General features: G+C 54.3%; 8 protein-coding genes. 3 read left to right on the top strand and 5 right to left on the bottom strand.

The genetic code is table 11. From position 1 onward, the window contains the following. Positions 1-42: 42 nt before the first annotated feature. The 3 genes from J2I47_RS00210 (at position 43) to J2I47_RS00200 (ending at position 5,021) form a co-directional block, all read left to right on the top strand. A complete protein-coding gene (locus J2I47_RS00210) occupies positions 43-2,193 on the top strand; it encodes a bi-domain-containing oxidoreductase (protein WP_207362532.1) in 2,151 nt (716 codons plus the stop codon). Positions 2,194-2,424: 231 nt separating this feature from the next. After that, positions 2,425-3,810 (top strand): alginate lyase family protein, encoded by a 1,386-nt coding sequence (locus tag J2I47_RS00205; protein ID WP_207362531.1) that lies wholly within the window; start codon positions 2,425-2,427, stop codon positions 3,808-3,810. Continuing rightward, entirely contained in the window at positions 3,810-5,021 is a 1,212-nt protein-coding gene (locus tag J2I47_RS00200) for a glycosyltransferase family 4 protein (RefSeq protein ID WP_207362530.1), read from the top strand. The genes J2I47_RS00205 and J2I47_RS00200 overlap by 1 nt, the downstream gene beginning before the upstream one ends. Positions 5,022-5,034: 13 nt before the next feature. Here the strand turns inward: J2I47_RS00200 and J2I47_RS00195 are convergent, their stop codons facing one another. From J2I47_RS00195 to J2I47_RS00175, 5 genes are all read right to left on the bottom strand, one after another. Next, positions 5,035-6,249, bottom strand: a complete 1,215-nt coding sequence (locus J2I47_RS00195; protein ID WP_207362529.1) for a pyridoxal phosphate-dependent aminotransferase — start codon at positions 6,247-6,249, stop codon at positions 5,035-5,037. Between the two features lie 421 nt (positions 6,250-6,670). Then, complete coding sequence (locus tag J2I47_RS00190; protein ID WP_207362528.1) at positions 6,671-7,723, bottom strand: AAA family ATPase; 1,053 nt, start codon at positions 7,721-7,723, stop codon at positions 6,671-6,673. A gap of 6 nt (positions 7,724-7,729) precedes the next feature. Next, entirely contained in the window at positions 7,730-8,689 is a 960-nt protein-coding gene (locus tag J2I47_RS00185) for a PorP/SprF family type IX secretion system membrane protein (protein WP_207362527.1), read from the bottom strand. A 267-nt stretch (positions 8,690-8,956) separates the two neighbouring features. Then, positions 8,957-11,374, bottom strand: coding sequence for an OmpA family protein (locus J2I47_RS00180; RefSeq protein ID WP_207362526.1), 2,418 nt, complete (start codon positions 11,372-11,374; stop codon positions 8,957-8,959). Between the two features lie 96 nt (positions 11,375-11,470). Further along, positions 11,471-12,448 carry a PorP/SprF family type IX secretion system membrane protein gene (locus J2I47_RS00175; RefSeq protein ID WP_207362525.1) on the bottom strand — a complete coding sequence of 326 codons (978 nt, stop codon included), beginning with the start codon at positions 12,446-12,448 and terminating at the stop codon, positions 11,471-11,473. Between the last annotated feature and the right edge of the window lies 1 nt (position 12,449).

The following is a 12,449-nucleotide window of genomic DNA, read 5'->3' as shown; positions in this document are numbered from 1 at the left end:
AATTCATTGACCCCTACCTTTGCGGTACTTTTACCCCCGTACATGTACCAACTGATACAGAATTTAAAATCCGGCCAAACGGTGCTGGAGAACGTACCTGCGCCACAGGTACGGGCCGGGCAGGTGCTCATCCGTACACGCCGCACGCTGGTGTCGCTCGGAACCGAGCGGATGCTGGTGGAATTTGGTAAGGCAAACCTGCTTAGTAAAGCCCGCCAACAGCCCGATAAAGTCAAGCAGGTATTCGAGAAGATCCAGTCCGACGGGCTAATTCCTACGCTGGAGGCCGTATTTCGGAAACTCGACCAGCCGCTGCCGCTGGGTTATTGCCACGTAGGCGAGGTAGTAGCCGTGGGCGCAGGTATCACCGATCTGGCCATCGGCGACCGGGTAGCCTCAAACGGGCACCACGCCGAAATGGTCTGCATCCCCCGCAACCTGGTTGCCAAAATCCCCGACGCGGTGAGCGACGACGAAGCCGCTTTTACCGTGATCGGGGCCATTGGTTTGCAGGGTATCCGGCTGCTGAATCCCACCCTCGGCGAAACCGTGGTGGTAATTGGACTCGGACTCATTGGCCTGCTGACAGCCCAACTGCTCCGCCTGAACGGTTGCCGCGTGATTGGGCTGGACCTTGACAACGATAAATTGACACTGGCGCAATCGTTTGGTATCGAGGTACTTAATCCAAAAAATACGGACGTGATTCAGGCTATTACCGAGCTGACAGGCGGCGTGGGTGCCGACGGCGTGGTCATCACCGCCTCGACAAAATCAGATGAGGTGATGACGCAGGCAGCCCGCATGAGCCGTAAACGCGGGCGCATTGTGCTGGTGGGCGTGGTGGGCCTGAACCTGAGCCGCGCCGATTTCTACGAGAAAGAACTAACCTTTCAGGTGTCGTGCTCCTACGGCCCCGGCCGCTACGATGCCGCTTACGAACAGGCCGGGCACGACTACCCCCTCCCCTTTGTACGCTGGACCGAAAACCGGAATTTCCAGACCATCCTACAACTGCTGGGCAGTGGTCAGCTACGCGTGAAACCGCTGATTACCGAAGTGGTACCCCTGGCTGATTATCAACAGATTTACGGCAAGATGGGAGGTAAAAGCACGGGCGACGTGGGCAGCATTGCCTCGTTGCTAAGCTATCCGGAGGCCGTAGCTACCTTGTCGGGCAGTGTGCAGTTGCGCGAGGTGGTAGCCGGGCCGTCGGCGGGGGTGGTAGGCATTATCGGAGCGGGCAACTTTGCAGGGTCCACGCTGGTGCCGGCGTTGAAAAAAGCGGGTGCCACACTCCACGGCATTGCCAGCGCTAATGGCCTTAGCGGTACGTTACTGGCCAAAAAATACGGTATCGCCACCAGCACCACCGACTACCAGACCCTTCTCAACGACCCCGCCGTTGACCTCTGCGTGATCACTACCCGCCATAACAGCCATGCCCGGCTCGCTATTGAAGCCCTGCAGGCGGGTAAGCACGTGTTTGTGGAAAAGCCGCTGGCGATTTACGACGAGGAGCTTGCCGATGTCATTGCCGCACAGCAGGCATCGGGCAAAACCGTCCTGGTGGGCTTCAATCGGCGGTTTTCGCCCACGGCGCAACGAGCTAAGGCCTTGCTGGGTGGTGAGGCATCGGGGGCGGTACCCATGAACGTGATTGCCACCATGAACGCGGGAGCCATTCCCGCCAACGCGTGGGTGCATGACCGGACCGTGGGCGGCGGACGTATTCTGGGTGAGGCCTGCCATTACGTTGACCTGATCACGTTCCTGACGGGCAGCCGCGTTACACACGTGTGCATGAACGCGATGGGGCAACACCCCTCCGAAACAACCGATTCAGCGTCCATCTTACTTCGCTACGAAAATGGGTCTACGGGCGTGATCAACTACTTCGCCAACGGCAGCAAAGCCTACGCCAAAGAGCGTGTCGAAGTGTATTCGCAGGAGCGAACCTTGATTCTCGACAATTTCAAGTCGCTGAAAGGCTATGGTTTCCGGGGGTTTTCGGGCCTGTCGGGGCGGCAGGACAAAGGCCATACCGAGCAGTTTCGGCGGCTCATCACGACCCTCCGCGCCGGTGGCCCTCCCCTGATTCCCTTCGCCGACATCGTTAACACCACCCAGGCCACACTAGCCGCGTTGCGTAGTTTGCAGGAAGGGAGATGGGTAATGATGAACGATGAGTGATGAATTGGCTGACGCCAGCGAATACTCTTGCGGAAGCAAATTCATCGCCGCGGCGGACCGCTCATCACTCATCATTACATTTTCCCCATGTTCTCAAACCTACCCCTCTACTGGCGCACCATCCGACACCTGACGTTACGGTAGGTGGTATATCAGGTGTGGCATCGGCTGCGTGAGCGGCCCCGGCTGCACTGGTCAGAAACAGTGCCTGACACGGTGCCGCAAATACCCTTGCCAATTACGTTCTCCTTCCTGAATCAGCCTGTTACGTTCACCGACCGCATTGACTGGAATTATGCTGCCAACGGCAAGCTATGGACCTATTGCCTGAACTACTTCGAGACTATTACGTCCGATAACGGGCTTGCTCTTATCTATGATTTCATCCGGCAAACGCCTAACCTGCGCGACGGACTAGAGCCTTACCCAACTTCGTTGCGGGTGCTGAACTGGCGGACGTTTTTGCTCGACAACAACATTAACGACCCGCTGGTCGAGCGGCATCTGTATGCCCAGACGGCCCTGCTACGGTCGCGGCTGGAGTACCATCTGGGCGGAAACCATTTGCTCGAAAACGCCTGCGCCCTCACCATTATGGCCGTGCATTTTGCCGAACGGGACTGGTTTGTGCAAGGATCACAACTGCTTCAGGACCAGCTTATCGAACAGATTCTGACCGACGGCGGGCACTACGAACGCAGCCCCGTATACCATCAGCTACTCGCCAACCGCCTCCTCGATGTGTATGCCGTGCTCCACGCCGACACCTGGGCCGATCACCTCGCGCTGACCGATTTAGTACGCCAAAAAATTGGGCTGATGTTGGGTTGGCTCCGGGCCGTTACCTTCCGCAACGGCGACGTCCCAATGGTCAACGATTCAGCTTATGGCGTGGCACCTGATACAGCAACCATTTTGTTAAAAGCGCAGGCACTTGGTTTACAGCCCACCGCCGTTGCGCTGGGCGAAAGCGGCTACCGGATGCTGATCACATCGCGCCTCGAATGCTTCGTCGATGTGGGACCGGTGGGACCCAATCATCAGCCCGGCCACGCCCACGCCGACACGTTCTCGTTTGTGCTGCACGTCGATGGACAACCGGTTATTGTAGACCCCGGCACGTCGACCTACCAGGCAGACGAACAGCGGAATTGGGAACGAAGCACGGCCGCCCATAATACGGTAGCCATAAAGGGCCAGAATTCATCGGAGGTGTGGAGTGCTTTTCGGGTGGGCAGGCGGGCTAACGTTACGCTGATCAGTGATACGCAAGGCCATCTCTGTGCCAGCCACAATGGGTACCGTTATTTAGCTGATCAACATACCCGATCTTTTACATTAAGTGATGAAAAAACGCTTGTGATCAACGATGAATTTTTAAGCAAAAATTTAATCAAATTATGCAGTTTTCATATGAATCCTTTTTTACATTTGGTAGACGAAGGACATGAATTAAAAACCCCTAGTTTATCCATTCATTATAAAAGCGAGGGGCATGCTAGTACCAGGCTTGTTGCTTACAATTTCTCAGCCGGTTTTAATGTATTGCTACCAGCCGAGAAATTGATTATCGATGTTGACAATACCACCGTAACGACTTATCTAACTGTTCTGTAATGAAATTACTTCTCCTTACTTATTATTTCGAACCAGACCTCAGCGCGGGCTCTTTCCGCAACACACCACTGGCTTATGAGTTGGCCCGGCAAATTGGGGAGTCGGGCACGGTGCATGTGATCACCACGCAGCCAAACCGATACGCCTCCTTTCGGGCCGAGGCGCTGCCCAGCGAACAGCACGGCAACCTCCGCATAGACCGCGTGTCGGTGCCGGGGCACGCCAGTGGTTTTGCCGACCAGATCAAGTCCTACGTGCAGTTTTACAGGCAGGCGCTGACCCTTACCCGCAACGAAAGTTATGATGTAGTTGTGGCCTCATCGTCGCGGTTGTTTTCGGCTTTCTTGGGGGCTTATCTGGCCCGACAGCGACGGGTGCCGCTTATTCTGGACATCCGGGACCTTTTCCGCGAAAACATCCTGGAGTTGCTCAAAAACCCGGTAGCCTGGCTTGGCCTGGCCCCAACGCTGAAAGCCGTTGAGAAATACACGTTTGGGTATGCAAGCCACATTAACCTGGTTTCGGAGGGTTTCGGCGATTATTTCAGCGAGTATCCACAGGCCACATACAGCTATTTTACCAACGGCATTGATGCCCCTTTTCTACGCCTGGCTACCCCTGTGGCCGCGGCTAAATCAGGGGTGCGCACGATACTCTACGCGGGTAACATCGGCGACGGACAGGGACTGGAAAAGATCATTCCAGACACTGCCAAGACATTGGGTACTGGCTTTCGGTTTGTCATCATCGGCGATGGTGGCACTAAACACAAGCTTGAAAAAGCGGTGGCCGATGCGCAGCTTACCAACGTAGACATTCGCCCACCCATGAACCGCGCCGCATTGTTGGCCGAATACGAACAGGCCGACTATTTATTTCTGCACCTCAACAACCTACGGGCGTTTGAGCGGTGTCTTCCCTCTAAACTGTTTGAATACGCCGCCACCGATAAGCCCGTACTGGCGGGGGTGGCAGGCTATGCGGCTCACTTTGTGCGCCAACACATTTCGAATAGCTTTGTTTTCAGCCCTGGTGATGCCCCTGAACTAACTCATTACCTGCAAACAACGCCTTACCATACCGAAACGCGGGCGGCATTTATAGCGCAGTTTGGGCGGCAATCGATCATTCAATCGTTAGCTGATCAAATTCTTAAAACCGCCTCTTTCAAGAGTACAGTCAGGCAAGAGCAGATGGTAGTGGAAGCGTAATTTAGGGTTAACGTTAAACCTTCCGTCTGCTTTCCAAAAATGCCTCAATGCGGTCGAGGGCGATGGTTAATTCGTCGACGTTGGGCAGGCACACAATGCGAAAATGATCGGGGGTGCTGTAGTTGAAACCCTGCCCGGCCACGACCAATACTTTTTGCTCCGTGAGCAGGTCGTAGACAAACTCATTGTCGTCTTTGATGTTGAACCGGTTTAGATCAATCTTCGGAAAAATGTACAGCGCTCCTTTGGGTGGGGTGCAGCTAATGCCTGGTATGGCTACCATGCGGTCGTAGGCCAGCTTGATTTGCCGGTAGAGCCGTCCTGTGGGAAGCACCAGATCATGAATGCTCTGGTAGCCACCCAACGCCGTCTGGATGGCGTACTGCGTGGGTACGTTGGCACAAAGCCGCAAGCTGGCCAGCAGCGTCAGCCCCTCAATATAAGACTGCGCTTTGTGCTTGGCCCCGGTCAGCACCAGCCACCCGCCCCGAAATCCTGCCGCCCGGTAATTTTTGGACAGGCCGCTCATGGTAATGCACAGCGTGTCGTGCACGAACCGGGCCATGGGGTGGTGGACGGCATCATCGTAGAGAATTTTGTCGTAGATCTCGTCGGAGAAAACAATGAGCTCATGCTTTTCGGCAATGCGGGCCAGCCCTTCCAGCACCGGTTTATCATAGACCGCCCCGGTTGGATTGTTGGGATTGATCATCACCACGGCACGGGTACGGCTGGTGATCTTGCTTTCAATATCGTCCAGATTGGGATTCCAGCCGTTCTCTTCCTCGCAACGGTAATGCACTGGTTTGCCGCCACAAAGAGCCACTGAGGTTGTCCAGAGCGGGTAGTCGGGAGAGGGTACCAGTACTTCATCGCCTTCGTTAATGAGCGCCTGCATCGAGAGCAAGATCAGTTCGCTCACACCATTGCCGATGTAAATATCCTGAATCGTGACGCCCGGCAAGCCCAGGTCTTGGGTATAGTGCATCACCGCCTTGCGGGCAGAAAACAACCCCCGTGAGTCGGCGTAGCCCTGCGCGTTGCGGATGTTCAGGATCATGTCATGCACGATCTCATCGGGCGTGTCGAAACCAAACGACGCTGGATTACCAATATTGAGGCTGATGATTTTATAACCCTGACTCTCTAATTCGAGCGATTTTTCATATACCGGCCCTCTGATGTCGTATTTGAGATGGGTAAGCCGGTCCGATTTGCGAATGTCCATGGTACAAAAAACCCGTGCAGTCTATCAGGGCTGTACGGGTCAGGCAAAGGTACGGCTTTCTAAGAGCATTGGCATTTCAGAAAGCGGTTAACAAAGAACGTGCCTAAATTAAACGACTAATCTGATCAACATATCCCATTTAACCAAGTTTAGTGTAGGTACATAAAACGAGAGAGTATGTATAATTTGGCGGGCTACACGATCAGATTATTCGTTAACGAAGGCCCTACAATAGAATAAGGCAAAGTTTTTGATAGATGAACGGTTACTACTAGCAGCCTTTTTTAAACAGCCTCATTATGTTGCCGCTTACGTACACTTCTACGGCAACCGTTCTGGTCATCTGGCATGTCACGGCCACGTTGATTGAAAGCGATAAACCCGGTTTTTGGGTTTGGACGGCTACTCCCAGGCCCAGACCTTAAAAACCAACCCGGACCCCTTCCACGCGGTCGCCGGAGATGGTTTGCTCTTCCGTATTGAAAATATCGGCCAGTGTCATAGGCACGTCGGTGTGGTAATTCACCCCCAGCGACGACATCAGCGCGTTGGCTTTTGGCGTGGCTAGCTTGCCAAACGCATAGTCGACCATAAGGCGGCCCTTGCGGAGCAGGGCCTTGTCGAGCAGGCTCTTGTTTGCGTTGAAGGTGGCGATGATCTGAATGTGCAGGCAATCGGCCAGCAGGCCGTCGGTCAGGTTCAAAATATTCGACACGCTGTTGGTATCCCCACCAGCTTCGCGGGCCTGTAGAATGCGTTCGGCGTCTTCTATGATGAGCACCGAATCGCGCTGTTCAAGCAAAAACGGGATCAGATCCGGCGACGTGAGGTAGTTGGTCATGTAGGGCGGCAGAATCAACATGTTCTTGCGCACTTGCGAACTGAGGTATTTGATATAGGTCGTTTTGCCAGTGCCGGGTTCGCCATGCAGCAAAATCAGTCCCTTGTATTTGGGGCGGTTTAGCAGGGCCACCAGTCGGTCATGCACATCAACAAAACCATCATTGTAATAAAGGTCCAGGTCAATTTCGGGCGGCTGAATATCCACCCGTTCCGTATGAAGACCACCTAACCCACTCTGAATAAGGTATATATGCGTCTGCTCTGGTTCGTGTTCGTAGATCAGGTCTTCAATACCTGCCAGGGTAGTATGAAGAGCTGCTTCTGTCTGGAAGAACCCCGACAGGCGGCAGTAGGAATCGGCAATGAACTCACCCTCCAGCATCACGCCGTCGGGGTGTTGATAGATGCGACCATTGTTCCGGAAACCTTCTTTCGAGAGCCGAACCGACTGATTGATGACCGCAAAGCCGCGGCTCAACAGCCACTGATGTAGATCGGCTTTATAGTCTTCGTGGGTGAACAGGTAGTTTGGATAATGACCATACGTATGCACGAAATAGGCCGCCAGTGGAAACTCACGGTCCAGATCGTGGGTAATGAACAGGTCATTAATGGTTCGTTGGTTCGACATACGAGGCTAAAAGTAGGAGAACCGAAGTTGGTTAGGGTTGGGTGTAAAGCGAAAAATAAGTTCGTGTATCTGCGGCTGAAACGAATTCGGTGCCGCTTCGGGTGCAGTAGAGTTGAAAGTATATCCCAGCCGGATATTTTGCGACAATTGGTAATCAAGTGAGGCCTGTACGTAGCTGACCGGTCCCTTGTAATAGAAGACATTGTTCTGCCGCACCGACACCCCTATGGCAGCCCGTTGAGCATACCAGAGTTTAGCATTGAGGTCATAGGCCAGGGGGTACCCATCGGTTTGGGTCAGCAGCACAGACGGCAGTAGCCGAAGGTCGTCGGAGAGATCGAATTTGCCACCCAGCTGGGCAAAAACAGGGTGGTTTACCGTAAACTGCGGCAAGCCCAGCAGGCTTTTGGCACTGCGACCCAGTTCGGGCACCGACAAGCCCGCAAACACGTGTTCAGCATCGTAATACAATCCGGCTCCATAGCTAAACAGTACCGTGCTGGTGTTGACACTACTGGTCAGGTCGGTGATAGGCAGGATATTGGCTCCTAGCTGCGCACCCAGATACAATTTGGCAAGGTTAGGCAGATCAACGCGATACGACAGGTTACTGCCCAGACAGATCAGGCCCAGACCCAGAGCGCTGTTACGGTCGTTGAGGATTTGCAGGCCCAGACCGAAAGGCCCCGTACCCAGTTGCCCGTCGCCCGCGAAAGTTTGGGTGATAGGGGCGGCAATCTGCCCGGCACTGCGGTTGAGAAAGCTGAACAGCCGCCCGCGAAAAGCCAGCGTCATGCTAAAGTCCTCACGTACACCAGCCAGCGCGGGATTGATAGCCATTGGGTTGGTTAGGTACTGCGCGTAGAGTACCTCTTTCTGCGCCATCACGCGGCTATGCCCTACAAGACCTACCAAAAAGCCAGTTAGCAACCAGATGCGTATGATGTGAGGTACGAGCTTTCCCATTGCTGCAAGTTGCTTTTTCCACGGCTATTTTCCTAAAAGCAGTGAGCCAAGAGATGAGAAGCAAGAGATAAGAAGCAAGAGACAAGAAGCGTGGAGGATAGAGCAGAGAGTGAAAGAGCGTAGGGGCCATAGAGCACAGGGCGATGCCCCATGCTCTGGATAACGCCCCTTCAGGGCTATCTAGACTGTCTGCGCTTAAGCCCTGAAGGGGCGTTATCCAGAGCATGGGGCATCGCCCTGTGCTCTATGGCCCCTACGCTCTTATCTCTACTCCACCGTCAAGATCTTAATCTCGGTACGGCGGTTTTGCTGATGTTGCTCTTCGGTGCAGTCCACACCGTCGGCACAGCCATTAACCAGGGCTGATTCGCCATAGCCTTTGGCCCGCAAACGCCGCCTGGCAATACCCTTGGAAGCCATGTAATTGATGGCAGCAGTAGCCCGGTTGCCGGAGAGCCGCTTGTTGTACTGTGTAGTGGCCCGGCTATCGGTGTGCGACCGCATCTCAATTTTCATGTCGGGGTATTTGGTAAGCAATGCTACCAGTTTATCCAGTTCGGTGGCGGCGTCAGAGCGGATTTCGGCTTTGTTGAGGTCGTAGTAGATGTCTTCGATCCGCATTATATCACCCGCGCTGAACATCAATAGTTTCGTGTCGCCGGTACCATCTTTACGCACCCGTCCGCCTTTAGTGGCCATGCGGTCTTTGGCTCCTTCGATCAGGTATTCGCAGCCCGCCACTGATGAAAAGCTGTAATTACCGTCAGCGTCGGAGTAGACTTCCTGCCGGGAACCATCACACTGATTAATGAGCACTACCTTAACCGAGCCGAGGGCTTTGCCATCTTTCTGGCTCACTACGTGGCCGTTCACATCGCGTATTTCGCCGGTGGTGGTACCCGCCGCGGCCGACATCAGCGTGGGCTTCGTTAGGGCCATATCAAGGCGCGAAGGTAGATCGTCCTGTAAATTTCGGGTCGAGAAGCCTACTTTACTGGCTAGATAACCCGTATGGGACGCAGTAAAGAGCAGGTCACTTTCGTCGTTAACGCATAGGCGAATGTTACCCTTGGCGTCGGTTTGTAAGGCTTTGTGGTCGTTACCAGGTTCACCGCCCTGCACTATGATGGGCGTGTTGGGTAGCGGCTCATGGGTTTGCGCGTCGAAAAGGGCCACCGTCAACTGGCGGCAAGGGTACAGTGAACCTTCGCGCTTGAACCGGTAGATGTCGTCGTCGGCGCCACCGTTTTTGCGGTTACTGCTAAAAAAGCCGCCTTTCCGGTCGCCGTCGGTGATAATGCCGAAATCATCTTTGGCGGAGTTAATGGGTTCGCCCAAATTGCGCACCACGCCCGTAGCCTTGCCGCTAGGGCTTATCTGCGCAAAAAACACGTCGAGATCACCCAGTCCGGGTAGACCATCTGATGAGAAGTAAAGGTTATTTTTTTCGTCGACGAACGGAAATAACTCATTGCCTTTTGAATTGACAGCCGCCCCCATATTGACCGGTGCTGACCAGCGGTTACCATCCCAGCGTGAACTGTAAATATCAGTGCCACCAAAACCACCAGGCATGTCGGAGGCGAAGTAAAGCGTTAGGTTGTCGGCGGTAAGTGTGGGGTGACCCGTTGAATACTCATCGCTGTTGAAGGGCATCTCTTCGATGTCGCTCCAGGCACCACTGGTCTGTTTGGCGGTGTATAGTTTGAGCTTGTTGATGCCCTCGCTGCTTTTGCGTTCGTGACCGTTGTTGAAATTGTTGCGCGTGAAAATAACCCGCGACCCGTCTCTGCTGAACGTAGCGGGACCTTCGTGATACTTGGTGTTGAGCGATCGGCTAAACTGATCCGATTCTGACATCGGAATAATATCGTACCCTTCGCCTGCCTGCACCTGGTTTCCACCAAAAACACCCACTGTGCGGCTGTCGTTGGCGGTGCGGGCCGTAAAATCGTCGCGCCCCAAGAGCCGATACGACTGCTGCCGCAGGGCTTTACGGCCTGACTTGCCGCCGCCCATCCGGGCAGCATCGTCGGCTTTCAACACCGACATGTCGGGCACATAGTAAAGGTCCAGAAAAGGTGAATTATCCCAGTTGAACACCCGCCTGATGCTGTTGTCGGCCCCAGCCGAAGTAACAAACACCAGTCCGTTGCGGAAATACATGGGGCTAAATTCAGCTTTACGGGTGTTGAGATCCAGAAAGTCGACGCGGTAACTGCCACTATTGCTGGTCAGGGCACTCACGTCACTGTAGAGTGCTGAAAACCGGGGTCCGCGCGGGTCTATCGGGTTGCTGGTTTGCAGACTGGTGAAGGTTTCGTAGGCTTCCTGAGCTTCTTTGTATTTGCCGTTGCTGGCTAGTGCCTGGGCAAAATGAAGGTAGGCATCGGTGTAGCTGGTGGGCAATTTACCTTCGCCAACCAGATCGCGGTATACGCGTTCGGCCTGTTGCGTATTGCGGAGCTGACGGTAGCATTCACCCAGTTTGTAGCGAATGCTACGTACTTCGTTTTCAGTGGTGGATCGAGCCTGACCCAGTGCGCCTTCGTATAATTCAGCGGCATTGGCGTAGGCTAGTTGGGCAAATTGCTGATCGGCCTGTTTGAGTGTACTCTGGGCCAAAACGGGCACACAAAGCCCCCAAAAGAGCAGCCAAAGGTAAATAGAAGGACGAGCGGTCATTGTTTTGAGAAACCGGATAGGTTAGTCAACAAAAAAGGGTATGTGCTCACAAAAGGAGCACATACCCGTCAAGAGCAAATACATTGCCAGAAATTCTTAGAAATAACGCGGGGTAAGAATCCGATTTTTGCCAAAACCAAACTCGTAGCGGATCATGATCTCGTGTGAGCTTGGCGCAAACCGGCCCAGCGAACCAAAGGTATGGTCGTAGGCATAACCCAGTCGGAACTGGTCGCTCAGTTGCAGTTCCAACATACCCACCACGGCGTCGGTTGTTTCGGTAGACCAGGTGTTGAACTGGTTCTTCCGCAACGAAGTGCCGATCGCTACGCGGTCATTGATCCAGAGATTCACGTTACCGTCGAAACCAAGTGGGGCACCTTCGGCATACTTCACCAGCACCGACGGTTTCAGTTTCAGAGCCGGACTTAAGCCCACCACAAAACCAGCCGCGGCGTAGGCATGACGTGCCTGCCGGGCGCGGGTTTGTCCCGAATTGAAATCGCCGAGGTTGTTGCGCAACAGGCGGGGCACCGAAACGCCGATATAGGACCGGTCGTTGCTCAGGTAAATACCCGTGCCGAAGTTGGGCAGCATCTTGTTGATGTTGGTCGCAAAAGCAGGATCAGTTCCCGACGTGCCGGGGGCAGTGATTACGTCAGTCAGCCGGACGCTGTAGGCCGAAAGGCCACCGTTCAGACCCAATGACAGCGTTGAGCGTTCGCCTACCCGGAACCGGAAGGCATAGGACAAATAGCCACCTGTTTCGTTCGAGACCCCGATCTGATCGTTGTAAAGTTGAATGCCAATGCCGATGCGCTCACGGTTGAGGGGCATATCGGCGGTGAACGTGGTGGTTCGGGGAGCGCCTTCTATACCCATCCACTGCGCCCGGTAAAGAGCCGTCATGCTCAGCACGTCGCGGCTACCGGCATAGGCCGGGTTGAGCGCCATCATGTTGAACATATACTGCGAGAACATTTTGTCCTGCTGTGCCTGAACCCGGCTGCTACCCACCCCAAGGGTAAGTAGCAGCACAGCGGCCCAAAGCTTGAATCCGTGTTGCTTGCACATG

The sequence above is a fragment of the Fibrella rubiginis genome, assembly GCF_017353185.1.
Classification (GTDB): Bacteria; Bacteroidota; Bacteroidia; order Cytophagales; family Spirosomataceae; genus Fibrella; species Fibrella rubiginis.
This window is presented reverse-complemented; position numbering and strand designations above follow the sequence as displayed.

Coding starts and splice junctions, on each gene's coding strand:
- J2I47_RS00210 (WP_207362532.1), top strand. CDS start 43: ATGTACCAACTGATACAGAATTTAAAATCCGGCCAAACGGTGCTGGAG.
- J2I47_RS00200 (WP_207362530.1), top strand. CDS start 3,810: ATGAAATTACTTCTCCTTACTTATTATTTCGAACCAGACCTCAGCGCG.
- J2I47_RS00195 (WP_207362529.1), bottom strand. CDS start 6,249: ATGGACATTCGCAAATCGGACCGGCTTACCCATCTCAAATACGACATC.
- J2I47_RS00190 (WP_207362528.1), bottom strand. CDS start 7,723: ATGTCGAACCAACGAACCATTAATGACCTGTTCATTACCCACGATCTG.
- J2I47_RS00185 (WP_207362527.1), bottom strand. CDS start 8,689: ATGGGAAAGCTCGTACCTCACATCATACGCATCTGGTTGCTAACTGGC.
- J2I47_RS00180 (WP_207362526.1), bottom strand. CDS start 11,374: ATGACCGCTCGTCCTTCTATTTACCTTTGGCTGCTCTTTTGGGGGCTT.
- J2I47_RS00175 (WP_207362525.1), bottom strand. CDS start 12,448: ATGTGCAAGCAACACGGATTCAAGCTTTGGGCCGCTGTGCTGCTACTT.